This window comes from Paracraurococcus ruber (assembly GCF_004353985.1).
Lineage (GTDB): Bacteria > Pseudomonadota > Alphaproteobacteria > Acetobacterales > Acetobacteraceae > Paracraurococcus > Paracraurococcus ruber.
Map to the genome: position 1 here is coordinate 1 of NZ_SMOA01000141.1, position 14,461 is coordinate 14,461.

General features: G+C 73.4%; 13 protein-coding genes and 1 other RNA gene. 7 read left to right on the top strand and 7 right to left on the bottom strand.

The genetic code is table 11. The features are described from left to right. Positions 1-183 precede the first annotated feature (183 nt). Together E2C05_RS20580 and E2C05_RS20585 are read left to right on the top strand one after the other, a co-directional pair. The gene (locus E2C05_RS20580) at positions 184-933 is read left to right on the top strand and encodes a dienelactone hydrolase family protein (protein WP_133221536.1); all 750 of its coding nucleotides are present in this window, start codon (positions 184-186) and stop codon (positions 931-933) included. Between the two features lie 235 nt (positions 934-1,168). Beyond that, the gene (locus E2C05_RS20585) at positions 1,169-1,474 is read left to right on the top strand and encodes a DUF6295 family protein (protein ID WP_133221537.1); all 306 of its coding nucleotides are present in this window, start codon (positions 1,169-1,171) and stop codon (positions 1,472-1,474) included. Positions 1,475-1,857: 383 nt separating this feature from the next. On the opposite strand, the gene E2C05_RS20590 is transcribed toward E2C05_RS20585, so the two are convergent. Next, on the bottom strand, positions 1,858-2,151 hold the full coding sequence (locus tag E2C05_RS20590) for a phosphoribosylamine--glycine ligase (protein ID WP_158292263.1): 294 nt from the start codon (positions 2,149-2,151) through the stop codon (positions 1,858-1,860). Next, positions 2,148-3,074, bottom strand: a complete 927-nt coding sequence (nudC, locus tag E2C05_RS20595; RefSeq protein ID WP_133221539.1) for an NAD(+) diphosphatase — start codon at positions 3,072-3,074, stop codon at positions 2,148-2,150. Before nudC ends, E2C05_RS20590 begins: the two co-directional genes overlap by 4 nt. Positions 3,075-3,243: 169 nt before the next feature. On the opposite strand from nudC, the gene ffs reads away from it, so the two are divergent. From ffs to recR, 4 genes are all read left to right on the top strand, one after another. Next, positions 3,244-3,341, top strand: an RNA gene (gene ffs, locus E2C05_RS20600) — signal recognition particle sRNA small type. A 78-nt stretch (positions 3,342-3,419) separates the two neighbouring features. Next, positions 3,420-5,414, top strand: coding sequence for a DNA polymerase III subunit gamma/tau (locus E2C05_RS20605; protein ID WP_133221548.1), 1,995 nt, complete (start codon positions 3,420-3,422; stop codon positions 5,412-5,414). A gap of 9 nt (positions 5,415-5,423) precedes the next feature. Then, positions 5,424-5,759, top strand: coding sequence for a YbaB/EbfC family nucleoid-associated protein (locus E2C05_RS20610; protein ID WP_133221540.1), 336 nt, complete (start codon positions 5,424-5,426; stop codon positions 5,757-5,759). 376 nt (positions 5,760-6,135) lie between these two features. After that, on the top strand, positions 6,136-6,741 hold the full coding sequence (recR, locus tag E2C05_RS20615; protein ID WP_133221541.1) for a recombination mediator RecR: 606 nt from the start codon (positions 6,136-6,138) through the stop codon (positions 6,739-6,741). An 88-nt stretch (positions 6,742-6,829) separates the two neighbouring features. Here the strand turns inward: recR and cysN are convergent, their stop codons facing one another. After that, positions 6,830-8,719, bottom strand: a complete 1,890-nt coding sequence (gene cysN, locus E2C05_RS20620) for a sulfate adenylyltransferase subunit CysN (protein WP_133221542.1) — start codon at positions 8,717-8,719, stop codon at positions 6,830-6,832. Beyond that, positions 8,719-9,645 carry a sulfate adenylyltransferase subunit CysD gene (cysD, locus tag E2C05_RS20625; protein ID WP_133221543.1) on the bottom strand — a complete coding sequence of 309 codons (927 nt, stop codon included), beginning with the start codon at positions 9,643-9,645 and terminating at the stop codon, positions 8,719-8,721. The genes cysN and cysD overlap by 1 nt, the downstream gene beginning before the upstream one ends. Before the next feature lie 134 nt (positions 9,646-9,779). Here cysD and E2C05_RS20630 point away from each other — a divergent pair, with 134 nt between their 5' ends. Then, positions 9,780-11,435: an FkbM family methyltransferase gene (locus E2C05_RS20630; RefSeq protein WP_158292264.1), complete on the top strand. Its 1,656-nt coding sequence runs from the start codon at positions 9,780-9,782 to the stop codon at positions 11,433-11,435. 180 nt (positions 11,436-11,615) lie between these two features. On the opposite strand, the gene E2C05_RS20635 is transcribed toward E2C05_RS20630, so the two are convergent. The 3 genes from E2C05_RS20635 to E2C05_RS20645 form a co-directional block, all read right to left on the bottom strand. Next, positions 11,616-11,807 (bottom strand): CsbD family protein, encoded by a 192-nt coding sequence (locus tag E2C05_RS20635; protein ID WP_133221545.1) that lies wholly within the window; start codon positions 11,805-11,807, stop codon positions 11,616-11,618. A gap of 320 nt (positions 11,808-12,127) precedes the next feature. Then, positions 12,128-13,462 carry an aspartate aminotransferase family protein gene (locus tag E2C05_RS20640; protein WP_133221546.1) on the bottom strand — a complete coding sequence of 445 codons (1,335 nt, stop codon included), beginning with the start codon at positions 13,460-13,462 and terminating at the stop codon, positions 12,128-12,130. A gap of 200 nt (positions 13,463-13,662) precedes the next feature. Beyond that, a complete protein-coding gene (locus E2C05_RS20645; protein ID WP_205082923.1) occupies positions 13,663-14,415 on the bottom strand; it encodes a DUF4336 domain-containing protein in 753 nt (250 codons plus the stop codon). Positions 14,416-14,461: the final 46 nt, after the last annotated feature.

Below are 14,461 nucleotides of genomic sequence, written 5' to 3' on the forward strand. Positions count from 1 at the left end.
CGCGGCGCGCGGCGACGTCTACCGGCCGCGGCGCGGCGGCCGGCGCCGGGCACGCCGCAACCGGCACGCCGCGCCGGCGGGCCGTTCACTTGCGGCGGCGATCCGCTGTAGCCTGCCCGGCAATGCCGGCGCCTGCCGGCCCGGCGTGGCCCAGGCGGCAACCACGGCGATGGAGGATGATCGATGGCGTTCTACCGAGGCATGACCTGCGAGAACGTGACCCTGACGGGCCACGGCGGCACCCCGATCACCGCCTATGTCGCCAGGCCCGCCGGGGCCGGCCCCTTCCCCGGCGTCGTGCTCATCCATCATTTGCCGGGCTGGAGCGAGCTCTACATCGAATCCACCCGCCGCTTCGCGCATCACGGCTACCTGGCGATCTGCGCCAATCTCTACGAGCGGGCGGGCGAGGGCCATCCGGACGACGTCGCCGCCAAGGTGCGCGCGGAAGGCGGCATCCCCGATGCGCAGATGGTCGGCGACACCGCCGCCGCCGTCGCCTGGATGCGGGCGCAGGCCGACTGCAACGGCAAGGTCGGCATCTACGGCTCCTGCTCCGGCGGGCGGCATGCGGTGATCTATGCGTCGCAACGGCGGGACGTGGACGCCGCCGTGGACATGTGGGGCGGCCGCGTGGTGATGGGCGCGGAGGAACTGAACGCGAAGACGCCGGTCGCGCCGATCGACATGACGAAGGACCTGTCCTGCCCGCTGCTCGGCATCTTCGGCAATGACGACCGCGCGCCGAGCCCGGAGCAGGTGGACCAGCACGAGGCGGCGCTGAAGGCCGCCGGCAAGGACTACGAGTTCCACCGCTACGACGGCGCCGGCCATGGCTTCAACTACTGGCACCGGCCGCTCTACCGGGTGGAGCAGGCGATGGATGCCTGGGGCAAGGTCTTCGCCTTCTTCGGCAGGCATCTCGCGGCCTAGGGAGGATCGCGGGAGGGCGTGAACGCCCGGATGCGGGACTCCCCTCTGCAATCAATAGGAGTAGCAGCTCGCGCGTTCAGAAGGACGCGCGAGCTGCTCCGGTACGGAGTGCGGAGCGTCGATCCGCTCCGCGACAGATGGCCCGGCGGCGATGGCGGGCGGCGTGGCCGCCCCGCGGCGTTGGGCCACCCCGCAGCAGCCCCTCGGCGGGCATCATCGTCCAGGAGAGTTCTGCATGTGCACCTCCATCATCGAGATCGTGGATGCCGAGGGCATGGCGAAGCGCGGGGAGGCGTGGTTCCCGCTCTCGCAGGCCGTGGTGGCCTATGACCATGCGCGGCATGCGCCGCTCGGCGACGTCATCACGCTCGATTTCCTCAACACGCGCCTCGATCCCGGGGCGCGGGCCGGGGTGGAGATGACGCTGGAGACCGCGAAGGCGCTGCGCGCGGCGCTCGACCGCGCCATCGCCGCGGCCGAGTTCGAGGAGGCCGAGATCCGCGGCAAGGCTGCCCCGCCGCGGCTGAACCGGGCCGCCTGATCCCGCGCGGCGGGTCGGGCGGGGAACCTGCCGCGCTGCCACGCCGGACCGGCGGGGGATCGCCCGCCGGAGCAGATCCCGACCGGGTGGCCTCACCCGATCGGGTGAAGCTGCCCGTCGGTCCGAATGACTGGAGCGGTTCCCCTGCGCCATGGCGAACGGCAACCGCGCTGGTGTCCCGCATCCGAGATGCGTCGCCACGGGTGGCGTCCTGCGGTCCGGACCACTCGCCTTTGTTTTCAGTGCCTGCTGGTCCGCTGCAGTCGCAGCGGGCAGGACACCAGAGCGGCTCGCGCGTCCCTCGGAACACGCGAGCCGCTCGATCCTGTTGATGGCAGGGCGGAGTCTCGCGTCCGGGCATCCACGCCCTCCCGCGATCCGCGCTAGCGCGGGCGCAGCGACTCCACGCCGCCCGGCTGGCCCACCCCGCGGTCGCGCAGGCAGTTGCGGTAGGCCCGCAGCTGCGCCTGGCGGATCTCGCCCTCCAGCCGGGTCTGGTTGAAGGTGTTGTTGGTGTTGGTCTCGCGCGCCAGGGTCCGCACCTCCGGCGCATTGCGCGACTCCGCCCAGCAGGCGCGATGCTCCGGCGTGTCCTCGCCGGGCGGCGGGCCGCCGCCGCCGAACATCCCGCAGCCGCCCAGCAGCAGCAGGGCCGCGATCGGCACCAGGCGGATCATGCGTGCGACAGCCAGTCCTCGATCAGCCGCCGGGCGATCGAATCCGCGCGCGGCAAGGCGAAGCCATGCGCCTTCGGGTCGCGGATCTGCTCGCGGCTGAACCAGCGGGCGTCGCGCAATTCCTCGGTGTCGATGGTGATCTCGTCGCTCAGCCCCTCGGCATGGAAGCCGAGCATGATGGAGGACGGGAAGGGCCAGGGCTGGGAGGAGTGGTACCACACCTCGCCCACCTCGATCCCCGCCTCCTCCTTCACCTCGCGCCGCACCGCCTCCTCCAGGCTCTCGCCCGGCTCCACGAAGCCGGCGAGCGTCGAGTACATGGTGGTGGTCGGGAAGCGCTGGGAATGGCCCAGCAGGCAATGGTCGCCGCGCACCACCAGCATGATGACGGCGGGGTCGGTGCGCGGGAAATGCTGCGCGTTGCAGTTGCCGCAGACCATCACATGGCCGGCCGAGCGCGGCTCGCAGCCATGGCCGCAGACACCGCAGAAGCGGTGCTTGGTGCGCCAGTGCATCAGGCCGCGGGCATGCGCCAGCACGCTGGCCTCCCCCGCCGGCAGCAGGCCGGCGACGGCGCGCAGGTCGGTGAAGGCGCCCATGCCCTCGGGCAGCAACGGCAGCGGGTCCTCGGCGCCGGAACAATCCACGGCGAAGACCGGCCGCTCCTCCCACAGGCCGAGGAAGGCCCAGGGCCCGCCCGCCATGCGGACCGATTCGGCGGCCGCGCCGGTCAGCAGCACGGCTTCCGGCGTCCCCTCCGCCACGCCCTTCATCAGGCTGCGGCTGCGCCAGACCGGCGCGAAGAGCGTGTCCGGATCGGCCAAGCTGGCGGCGATCCAGGCGGCATCGTCCCGGCGCTGCGCCGCGCGGTCGAGGGGGCTGCCGGTATAGGCGTTGGGCCGGCTGGCGGGGATGGAGAGCATGCAGGGCGGACCCTGCCATGCGGCCCCCCGGCCGGCAACCGGCCCGTCAACCAGGGCGGCGCGGCCGCCCGGCCTTCTCGCCCGCCGGCGTCGGGCCCGGCCGGTTATCCCCCGCTCGTTCCCGCCGCCGCCTTGCGTCGCGGGCCGCGCGGCATGATATGGTGCCCTTGGAAGGTCGGCGCGGACGGGCTCCTCGCCAACCCGGTCAGGTCCGGAAGGAAGCAGCCGTAACGGGTTCTTGCCCGGGTCGCTTGTCGGCCTTCCACCGCCCCGGGGCGCCCGGCGCACCGCCCCAGGTCCCGGCGGGCCACTCTCCAGCAGGATTCCGCCGCGGCGATGTCCTCCATGCTCTCCGGCACGCCCGACAGCCCGGATGAGGGCCTGCCCGAGCCGCCGCCGCCCGAGGGCCCCGGCCTGTTCGGCGACGCCTTCGGCCCGGCGCCCGCCCCGGCACCGCCGGTCGCGCCGACTCCGCCGGCCGCGTCGCCGCCCCCTGCCCCGCTGACCACCGTCTTGGACGCCCCAGCGACGCCCTACCGCGTCCTCGCGCGCAAGTACCGCCCCAGCAGCTTCGCCGAGCTGATCGGCCAGGACGCGCTGGTCCGCACCCTGCGCAACGCCTTCGCGCAGAACCGGGTGGCGCATGCCTTCATGCTCACGGGCGTGCGCGGCGTCGGCAAGACCACCACCGCGCGCATCATCGCCCGCGCGCTGAACTGCATCGGGCCCGATGGCACCGGCGGCCCGACGCCCGACCCGTGCGGCACCTGCCCGGAATGCCGGGCGATCCTCGCCGACCGCCACCCGGATGTGCAGGAGCTCGACGCCGCGTCCAACAACGGCATCGACGATGTGCGGGAGCTGCGGGAGAGGCTGCGCTACCGCCCCGCCCAGGGCCGCTTCAAGGTCATCATCCTGGACGAGGTCCACATGCTGTCGACGCCGGCGTTCAACGCGCTGCTGAAGACGCTGGAGGAACCGCCGGCCCAGGTGAAATTCATGCTGGCGACGACCGAGCTGCGGAAGGTCCCGGCCACCATCCTGTCGCGCTGCCAGACCTTCCACCTCAAGCGCGTGCCGCAGGACCGGCTGCGGGCGCATTTCGATGCCATCGCCGGCAAGGAAAGCGTGACGGTGGAGGAGGAGGCGCTGGCGATGCTGGCCCGCGCCGCCGATGGCTCGGTCCGCGACGGGCTGTCGCTGCTGGACCAGGCGATCGCGCTGGCGGGGCCGGAGGGCGGCGTGACCGCGGAGGCGGTGCGGGACATGCTCGGCCTAGCCGACCGCGCCCTGGTGCTGGACCTGATGGAGGCGCTGATGGCCGGCGACACGCCGGCGGCGCTGGCGCTGATGGACCGGGCGCATGAGCGCGGCGCCGACCCGGCCGTGGTGCTGCAGGACCTGCTGGAGCTGACCCATACCCTCACCCGGCTGAAGAGCGTGCCGTCGCTGCGGAACGACCCGTCCCTGACGGAGGCGGAACGGACCCGCGGCGCGGCGCTGGCGGAAAAGCTCTCCGTCCCCGTGCTGGGCCGCGCCTGGCAGATGCTGCTGAAGGGCCTCTCCGAGGTGAACGAGGCGCCGGACCGCCGCGCCGCCGGCGAGATGGTGCTGATCCGCCTGGCGCATGTGGCGGAGCTGCCGACGCCGGGCGACCTGGTGAAGCGGCTGGCCGAGGGCGGCGGCGGCCTGCCCGGCGGCGTGCCCCGCCCGGCGCCGAATGGCGGCGGCGGCGGGGCACCGCACGCCACCATGCCGCGCGGGGATCCCGGCGGCCTGCGCGCCATGGGCGGCGGCGGCGCCATGCTCGCCGATGCCGTCGCCGCCCCCGCCGGGGCCCAGCCGGCGACCTGGCGGGAGATCGTGGCCATCGCCTCCGGCCGCAAGCCGATGCTGCACGCGCATCTGGTCCACAGCGTGCACCCGGTGAAGGTCGCCCCCGGGCGGCTCGAGCTGCGCCCCCTGCCGGCCGCGCCGCGCGACCTGGCCGCCCAGCTTGCCGCCCTGCTGCAGGAGGCGACGGGCGAGCGCTGGACCATCGCCTTCAGCAATGCCGAGGGCGAGCCGACGCTGGCCGAGCAGGGCCGCGCGGCCGAGGCCGGCCGCCGCGCCGTGGCGCAGAGCCACCCGCTGGTGCAGGCCGTGCTGGCCGCCTTCCCCGGCGCGAGCATCGAGGCGGTGCGCGATGCCGGCGCTGATGCCTATGGCCTGGGCGGCGGCATGGCCCTGCCCGCCGCGGCGGAGGACGCGCCGGAGAGCGAGCCGGGCGACATCCCCCCGGCCGAGCTGGAAGAACCCGCGGGCTTCGACGATGTTCCACCCCCAGACGACGAAGGCTAGGCCGATCCCATGAAGAACCTGGGCAACATGCTGAAGCAGGCGCAGCAGATGCAGGCGCGCATGCAGGAGATGCAGGCGAAGCTCGAGGCCACCGAGGTCGAGGGCCAGGCCGGCGCCGGCATGGTGAAGCTCTCGCTGACCGGCAAGGGCGACCTGAAGCGCGTGACCATCGACCCCAGCCTGATGACCGCCGACGACCGGGAGGTGCTGGAGGACCTGCTGGTCGCCGCCCATGCCGACGCCAAGCAGAAGGTGGAGGCGATGATGGCCGAGGAGATGCAGAAGGCGACCGCCGGCCTGAACATCCCGGGCGGCCTGCCCGGCGGCTTCAAGCTTCCCTTCTGACGTGGCCGGCCGGCACCCAGGGCGGTTTGCGCATTCTCCTGAACGCGCAAGCCGCCCTGTCCCATCGATTGCAGGGCGGAGTCTCGCGTCCGGGCGTCCATGCCCTCCCGCGATCCGCTCTGGACCGGCTTGCGCGTTCCCTTGAACACGCAAGCCGGTCCAGGCCATTGTTTCCAGAGCGGCTTCACGCGTCCGGGCGTTCATGCCATCCCGCGATCCGCTCCAGCCGCCACGCCGGCCGCAGGTGCCGGCCAGGACCATCTGCGCCGCCGGCACCCGGCCGCCACGACACCGGTCCGGGCCGCCGCACTCCCCGCGGCGTCGGCGGCAGGGACGGCGCCGTTGCGCGGCCCTCATGCACCGCAGCCCTGGTGACATGCCCGACCCCAACCCCATCGAGCACCTGATCGGCCTGCTGGCCCGGCTGCCCGGCTTCGGCCGGCGCAGCGCGCGGCGCGCCGTGCTGAAGATGCTGATGCAGCCCGACCAGGCGATGCTGCCGCTGGCCGATGCGCTGCGCGCCGCCGCCGCCGCCGTGCAGCCCTGCCGCATCTGCGGCAACCTCGATGCCGCCAATCCCTGCGGCATCTGCCGCGACCCGCAGCGCGACCAGGCGCTGATCTGCGTGGTGGAAGGCGTCTCCGAGCTCTGGGCGCTGGAGCGCGCGCATGCGCATCGCGGCCTGTACCACGTGCTGGGCGGCACGCTCTCGGCGCTGGGCGGGGTGGGTCCGGAGGATCTGGCGGTGCAGCCCCTGCTGGCGCGGATCGAGGATGCCGAGCCGCCGGTGCGGGAGGTGATCCTGGCGCTGCCGGCGACGGTGGATGGCGCCACCACGGCGCATTACCTGACCGACCGGCTGCGCCCCGCCGGCGTGCAGGTGACGCGGCTGGCGCAGGGCGTGCCCATCGGCGGCGCGCTCGACGTGCTGGACGAGGGCACGCTGGCGGCGGCGCTGAAGGCCCGGCGCGCGGTCTCCTGACCCGCGGCCGCTCGCGTCCGGGTCCGGCCGCGGGTCGGCGTCGCGCTCCGGCGGCGAAGCGGCTCTCCGCCGCGATCCGCGCCGGCGGTCAGCCGCGCGCCAGCCGCCCGGTCGCCTCCAGGAAGGCGATCACCTCCGCCGCCAGCGCCGCCGGCGTGCCGCCGCCGGCCTGCAGCCGGATCTCCGGCGCCTCGGGCGGCTCATAGGCGCTGTCGACGCCGGTGAGGTTGCGGAGCTGCCCGGCCTTCGCCTTGGCATAGAGGCCCTTCGTGTCGCGCCGCATGCATTCCTCGATCGGCGTGTCGACGAAGACCTCGACGAACTCGCCGGCCGGCAGCCTTTCGCGCACCGCCTGGCGTTCCGCCCGGAAGGGCGAGATGAAGGCGCAGATGACGATCAGCCCGGCATCCGCCATCAGCCGCGCCACCTCCCCCGCGCGGCGGATATTCTCCACCCGGTCGGCCTCGGTGAAGCCCAGGTCGCGGTTCAGCCCGTGCCGCAGGTTGTCGCCGTCCAGCGTGTAGGTGTGGCGGCCGCGCCGGTGCAGCTCCACCTCCAGCAGGTTGGCGATGGTGGACTTGCCGGCGCCGGACAGGCCGGTGAACCAGATGACCAGCGGCGCCTGGTGGTCCAGCGCGGCGCGCGCCTGCCGGTCCACCGCGAAGCGTTCCAGGTGCACGTTGCCGGCGCGGCGCAGCGGGAAATCCACCATCCCGGCGCCGACCGTGGCATTGCTGAAGCGGTCCACCAGGATGAAGGCGCCGGTCGCCCGGTTGGCGGCATAGGGGTCGAGCGGCACGGCGGCGCCGGTGGACAGGTGGCAGACGCCGATCTCGTTCTGCTCCAGCTGGCGGGCCGCCACCTTCTCGCCGCTGTTGACCTCCAGCCGGTGCCGGATGGCGGTGACCGAGGCCGAAACCCATTGCGTGCCGATCCGCAGCAGGTATTGCCGGCCCGGCAGCAGCGGCTCCGTCTCCAGCCACAACAGATGGGCGGCGAACTGGTCGGCGACGGCCGGCCGCGCCGCCGGCGGCGCCAGCAGGTCGCCGCGGGCCAGGTCCACCTGGTCCTGCAGCACCAGGGTCACCGCCTCCCCGGCCGCGGCGCGGTCCAGGTCGCCATCGGCGGTGACGATGCGGGCGATGCGCGTCGCCCGGCCCGAGGCCGCGACCACCACCGGATCGCCCACCGCCACGGCGCCGGAGGCGACGGTGCCGGCGAAACCGCGGAATTCCGCATCCGGCCGGCTGACCCATTGCACCGGGAAGCGGAAGGGCGCCGCGGCATCGTCGCGCGCCGGCTCGATGGTCTCCAGCAGCTCCAGCAGGGTCGGCCCGGCATGCCAGGGCATCCGGTCCGACCGGCGGGCGATGTTGTCGCCGGCGCGGGCGGAGAGCGGCACGGCGAAGGCGCCGCGCAGGCCGAGCCGGGCGGCCAGCGACCCATGCTCGGCCGCGATGGCGCGGAAGGCGTCCTCGGCGAAGCCGACCAGGTCCATCTTGTTCACCGCGAGCACCAGGTCGCGGATGCCGAGCAGGGCGCAGATCTGCGCATGCCGCCGGGTCTGCGTCAGCAGCCCCTTGCGGGCATCGACCAGCAGCACCGCCACCTCGGCGGTGGAGGCGCCGGTCGCCATGTTGCGGGTGTACTGCTCGTGCCCCGGCGTGTCGGCCAGGATGAAGCTGCGCCGCGGGGTGGCGAAGTAGCGGTAGGCGACGTCGATGGTGATGCCCTGCTGCCGCTCCGCCTCCAGCCCGTCCACCAGCAGGGCGAGGTCCATCTCCTCCCCCGCCGTGCCCCAGCGCCGGCTGTCGCGTTCCAGCGCCGCCAGGGTGTCGTCCATGATCCGCTGGCTGTCATGCAGCAGGCGGCCGATCAGGGTGGACTTGCCGTCGTCCACCGACCCGCAGGTGAGGACGCGCAGCAGTCCGCGCTGCCCGCCCGCGAGGGCCGCATCGCCCGCCGGGGGGTCCTGCATCAGAAATACCCCTCCCGCTTCTTCCGCTCCATGGACGCGTCCTCGTCCTGGTCGATCAGCCGGCCCTGCCGCTCCGTCGTGCGGGCGGCGCGCATCTCCGCGATGATCTCCGGCAGCGTGGCGGCGGTGCTCTCGATGGCGCCGGACAGCGGGTAGCAGCCCAGCGTGCGGAAGCGGATGCTGCGCGTCTCCGGCGCCTCCCCCGGCGCCAGCGGCAGCCGGTCGTCATCCACCATGATCCAGGTGCCGCCGCGCCGCACCACCGGCCGCGGCTTCGCCAGGTAGAGCGGCACCACCGGGATGTCCTCCGCCAGGATGTAGTCCCAGACGTCGAATTCGGTCCAGTTGGAGAGCGGGAAGACCCGCATCGTCTCGCCGGGGCCGAGCCGGGTGTTGAACAGCTGCCACAGCTCCGGCCGCTGCCGCCGCGGGTCCCAGCCATGGCCGGGACTTCGCAAGCTGAAGATCCGCTCCTTGGCACGGCTCTTCTCCTCGTCGCGGCGGGCGCCGCCGATGGCGGCGTCGAAGCCGTGCAGGTCCAGCGCCTGCCGCAGCGCCTCGGTCTTCATCACCTGGGTATGCAGGGCGGACCCGGACGTCACCGGATTGATGCCGCGCGCCAGCCCGTCCCGGTTGGTATGGACCAGAAGCCGCACGCCGAACCGGTCCGGCAGGCTGTCGCGGAAGGCGATCATCTCCCGGAATTTCCAGGTCGTGTCGATGTGCAGCAGCGGGAAGGGCAGCGGCCCGGGGGCGAAGGCCTTGCGCGCCAGGTGCAGCAGCACCCCGGAATCCTTGCCGATGGAATAGAGCAGCACCGGGTTGCGGAAGGCGGCGGCGACCTCCCGCAGGATGCCGATCGCCTCGGCCTCCAGCCAGCGGAGATGCCGCGGCAGGGCGCGTGCGGTCGCCAGCGGCGAGGTCATCGGGGCGGTCCCTCCGGTTACGCAATCGGCTTAGAAGCCGCGACCTCCACTTTCAACCCATGCGCGGGAACGGTATGCATCCTTTGGCCGGCTGTTGTCCGGTCGCCAGGCGCGGCGCGAGGAGAACGGACCGGATGTCCCGCAAGCTGGCCTTCATCCATGTCCCCAAGACCGCCGGGACCGCCTTCACCCATGCCCTGCAGCAGGGCTGGCCGCAGGTCCTGATCTTCGCCACGCACCATGAATTCGCTAGGACCAGCGATGCCGACCTGGCGAGGATGGACCTGCTGGCCGGGCATTTCTACGCCCACCAGCTGGAGGATCGCGACCTGCCGGAATTCGACGCGGTCACCGTGTTCCGCGACCCGTTCGAGCGGATGTTCAGCGCCTACCGATTCGCCCGACGCTGCGTCGCGGAAGGCCTGCCGACGGATGATGCGATGCGGTTCGCCGCCCGGGTCGGCTTCGGCGCCTGGGCCGCCTCCCCCTATGGCGAGCGGGCGGCGCATTCGCAGCTCTACATCCTCGGCCTCCGCAGCGACGACCCGGCCGGCTTCGTCTCGCTCGACACCCTGCTGCAGCGGGCCAAGGCGCGGCTGGACCGCATCCATGCCGGCACCACCGAGCAGCTCCAGGATCTTCTCGGTTACATCTACCGTCGCGGCCGGCCCGACCTGGCGCCGCCCGAGATCGGCCGGATGATGGTCACCGAGCGCATGCCGCTGGAGGAAGCGGGGATGACCCGCGCCGAGGAGGCGCATGTCCGCGAGATCCTGCAGCCGGACGAGGCGCTGTTCGCCCATGCCCGGGACCTGCTGCTGCGCCGGCTGGAGCAGGAGAGCCAGGCGCCCGGGGACGTGCCGCGCCGGTTCGGCATCCATGACGGCGCGCCCCGGCCGCCGCGCGGCGGGCGCGCCGGGCCCCTGGCGGATGCCGCCGGGGAGATCGCCCGGCTCACCGGCCGGGTGCAGGCGCTGGAGGCGCGGATCGAGCAGCTGGCGCGCGGCCAGGCCACCTATCTCGGCGACCATGAGGCGATCACCCGGCTGCATACCGGGCACCGCATCTATGTGGACACGCGCGATGTCAGCATCGCCTCCCACCTCATGCTCGAAGGCCGGTGGGAGCCCTGGATCGAGGCGGCGATCCGGCCGCTGGTGAGGCCGGGCATGCGCGCCGTCGATGCCGGGGCGAATTTCGGCTATTTCACGCTGCTCCTGGCCGACTGGGTCGGCCCGACCGGCCGCGTCCATGCCTTCGAGGCGAATCCGGGCCTGGTCGCCAAGCTGCGCAAGTCCATCGCCGTCAACGGCTATGACAGCCTGGTGCAGGTCGAGGAGGCGGCGCTGCATGCCGAGCCGGCGGCGCTGCAATTCCGCTTCAACCACGAGTTCTCGGGCGGCGGATCAGTGCAGCCCGGCCACCACGGCGGGCCCTGGCGGATGCATGAGCTGACGGTGCGGGGCAGCACGCTCGACCAGCACCTGGCCAACGTGCCGGCGGTGCAATTCATCAAGCTGGATGTGGAGGGGTCGGAGCCGCTGGTGCTGCGCGGCGCGCAGGCCCTGCTGGACCGCTCGCCCGAGGTGACGATCGTCACCGAGTTCCACGAGCCGGCCGCCCGCGCCATCCTCGACCCCCTGGAGTTCCTGGCCGGTTTCGCCGGCCAGGGCTTCACGCTGCGGTCGATCGAGGTGGACGGCGTGAGCGGGCCGCTCGACCCGGCCGGCCTGCTGGCCCGGCTGGACGGCGCCGTCGGCCACCTGATCCTGTCGCGCGGGATGGACTGACCGCCGCAGGGCGGCGGCGCGGCAGTCGCCCACCACGGCCCCGCAGGACGTGCATCCTACGGGGTCGCTGGCGCCCGGACGGCTTGCCTTCAGGGCCGAACGCAAGCCGCCACTATGCCTATCCGGTGGGGCCGCGGCCGGCGGCGCGGCAAAGGTGCCGCGCCGCCGGCTACCCCCGGGTCAGGTCCGGTCGGGGTCGAGCGCGTCGCGCGCCTTGTCCTTGGCGCCGCCGACGGTGTTCTGCACCTTGCCCTCGGCCTTGTCGGCCTTGCCCTCGGCCTGCATCTTCGTGTCGCCGGTCAGCTTGCCGACGGCATCCTTCACAGCGCCCTTCGCCTGCTTGGCGGCGCCCTCGATCCGGTCCTTGTCCATGGCTCGTCCTCCAGCGCCGCCGCGATGCTGCAGCGGCTTCCAGGACCGGAACGCGATGGCGGCGCGGAAGGTTGCGCGCGCGGCGCCGGCGGCAGCGGCGCCATATGGTGACGAAGTGCATCCGGAGCCGGGCGGCGGGCGCCGCGGGCCGCCCGGGCGGCCTGGCGAGGCATGGCCCGCGGCGTTGCGCGCGGCCCGATGGCGGCGCGGGCCGCCCTGGGGCGCTCTCCGTCCGCCATCGCTCGCGGCAACCGCTCCGACCAGCCGAATCGACGGGCACCTACACCCGATCAGGTGATCCCACCGGATTGGGATCCGCCCTACCCCGCCGCGGCGACCGCCGCATCCACCGCATCGCCGAAGCGGGCGACGATGGTGTCCACCTGTTCGGCGGTGACGATGTAGGGCGGCGCCAGGATCACATGGTCGCCCTGCCGCCCGTCGATGGTGCCGCCCATCGGGTAGCAGGCCAGGCCGCGGTCATAGGCTTCCCATTTCACCCGGTCGTTCAGCTTCAGCGCGGGGTCGAAGACTTGCTTCGTGGCGCGGTCGCGGACGAGTTCCACCGCCCAGAACAGCCCGCGGCCGCGGATGTCGCCGACATGGCGGTGGTTGCCCAGCCGCTCCACCAGCCGCCGCTCCAGCAGCGCGCCCATGGCGCGGACATTCTCCAGCAGCCCCTCCTCCGCCATCACCGCCTGCACCGCCAGGGCGGCGGCGCAGGCGACCGGATGCGCCTGGTAGGTATGGCCATGCATGAAGGCGCCGCTGCCGGCCGACAGGCCCTCGATCACCCGGCCATGCACCAGGATGCCGCCGATCGGCTGGTAGCCGCCGCCGAGCCCCTTCGCCACCACCTGGATGTCGGGGCCGATGCCTTCCTGCTCCCAGGCATGCAGGGTGCCGCAGCGGCCCATGCCGCTCATCACCTCGTCGAGGATGAGCAGCGCGCCATGCCGGTCGCAGATCGCCCGCGCGCCCTCGAAATAGCCGGGCAGCGCGGCGACGCAGCCGAGCGTGGCGCCGACCACCGTCTCGGCGACGAAGGCGATGACGGTGTCGGGACCGAGGCGCTGGAACTCGGCCTCGAGCTCCGCCAGCAGGCGGGCGACATACTGCGCCTCGGACTCGTCGTCCCGCCGGTCGCGATAGGCGTAGCAGGGGGAGACATGGCTGAAGGCGGGCGAGAGCAGCGGCTGGTAGGGCGCCCGCCGCATGGCATTGCCGCTGGCCGAGAGCGCGCCGAGCGTGTTGCCGTGGTAGCTCTGCCGCCGGGCGATGAAGCGGGTGCGCTGCGGCTGCCCGATCTCCAGGAAATACTGCCGCGCCATCTTGAGGGCGGCCTCGTTGCCCTCCGAGCCGGAGGAGCAGAAATAGGCATGCGTCAGCCCGCCCGGCGCATGCCCGACCATCACCTCGGCCAGCCGCTCCGCGCTCTCGCAGGAGAACAGCGCGGTATGGGCATAGGCCAGCCGGTCGAGCTGGTCCTTGATGGCGGCGATCACCTTCGGATGCCCATGGCCGAGGCAGGCGACCGCCGCGCCGCCCGAGCCGTCGATGATGGGTCGGTCGTCCTGGCCATAGAGCAGCATCCCCTCCCCCCGCAGGGCGAGGGGCGGGTCCTGCCGCAGGCTGCGATGGACGAGGTGGGACATGGGCGGCGTCTCCGGCGGGAAGGCGGCAGCTTTCCCGAACTCCGCCCCGCCGTCACGTCCCCGCGGCGGCCCCGTCCCTGCGCCGGCACGCCTGGTCCCGGCTCCGGTGCCGCCGATGGCGCCGCGGCGCGGCACCGGTGCCCGCGATGGCGGCCGCCCCGACGGATCGGTCCGGCGGATCGGTCCGGCAGCCCCTGCCGTCAGCCCAGCCAGGCGAAGGCCTGCCGCAACCGCGCGGCGCCATCCCGCTCGAACCAGGCGCCATGCGCGAAGACCACCCGCGCGGGGTCGAGCGCGAGCAGGCGCCGGACGGCGGCGCGGTTGTGGGCGCGGTGGCGGGCCAGCACCAGCCGGACATGCCGCGGCGTGCCGCCGCGCGGGCCGGCGGCGCCCAGCGCCCGCACCAGCAGGCCCATGCCCCAGGGCAGCCGCGCCGGCTCCATCGCCTGCACCGTGTCGCAGAGCACCAGGGTGCGCGTCGGGCGGTGGAGGAAGGCCACCTCGACGAAGCCGGCGCCCAGCAGCAGGTCCTGCACCATCTCCTCCGCCCAGTCGGGCGGCGATGCCGGGCCCAGCACGCCATGGGCATGCAGCGCGATGCCTTGGCGGCGCGCGCGTTCCACCACGCCCGGCGGCGCCCAGAGCCGCGCCTCGGGGAAGGCGGCCTGCCAGGCTGGCAGGTGCACCCAATGCGCGGTGCCCGGGGAGACCAGGTGGCGGACCGGCCCCAGCAGCCGCAGCGCCCCCGCCAGCGCCGGCGTCAGGGCCACCGGCGAATGCAGCCACAGCCCGCCATCCGCCAGCCGCAGCACGGTCATCCGGATCGGCAGCGGCAGGCCCAGCACCCGCTGCGGCCCGCTGTCGACCACCCAGGCGGCCTCGGCGACCGGCTTCGGGACATCCAGCGGCGGGTAGGTCGGGTCGTGCGGCATGCTCGGGTGAAAGGGTGGCATGGCTGCGCGTTCCCCGCGCCCCCTCGATGGGCGGAGACGGGAGATC

Coding starts and splice junctions, on each gene's coding strand:
- cysN (WP_133221542.1), bottom strand. CDS start 8,719: ATGCAGGACCCCCCGGCGGGCGATGCGGCCCTCGCGGGCGGGCAGCGC.
- E2C05_RS20610 (WP_133221540.1), top strand. CDS start 5,424: ATGAAGAACCTGGGCAACATGCTGAAGCAGGCGCAGCAGATGCAGGCG.
- recR (WP_133221541.1), top strand. CDS start 6,136: ATGCCCGACCCCAACCCCATCGAGCACCTGATCGGCCTGCTGGCCCGG.
- E2C05_RS20630 (WP_158292264.1), top strand. CDS start 9,780: ATGTCCCGCAAGCTGGCCTTCATCCATGTCCCCAAGACCGCCGGGACC.
- E2C05_RS20580 (WP_133221536.1), top strand. CDS start 184: ATGGCGTTCTACCGAGGCATGACCTGCGAGAACGTGACCCTGACGGGC.
- E2C05_RS20605 (WP_133221548.1), top strand. CDS start 3,420: ATGCTCTCCGGCACGCCCGACAGCCCGGATGAGGGCCTGCCCGAGCCG.
- E2C05_RS20640 (WP_133221546.1), bottom strand. CDS start 13,462: ATGTCCCACCTCGTCCATCGCAGCCTGCGGCAGGACCCGCCCCTCGCC.
- E2C05_RS20585 (WP_133221537.1), top strand. CDS start 1,169: ATGTGCACCTCCATCATCGAGATCGTGGATGCCGAGGGCATGGCGAAG.
- E2C05_RS20590 (WP_158292263.1), bottom strand. CDS start 2,151: ATGATCCGCCTGGTGCCGATCGCGGCCCTGCTGCTGCTGGGCGGCTGC.
- cysD (WP_133221543.1), bottom strand. CDS start 9,645: ATGACCTCGCCGCTGGCGACCGCACGCGCCCTGCCGCGGCATCTCCGC.
- E2C05_RS20645 (WP_205082923.1), bottom strand. CDS start 14,415: ATGCCACCCTTTCACCCGAGCATGCCGCACGACCCGACCTACCCGCCG.
- E2C05_RS20635 (WP_133221545.1), bottom strand. CDS start 11,807: ATGGACAAGGACCGGATCGAGGGCGCCGCCAAGCAGGCGAAGGGCGCT.
- nudC (WP_133221539.1), bottom strand. CDS start 3,074: ATGCTCTCCATCCCCGCCAGCCGGCCCAACGCCTATACCGGCAGCCCC.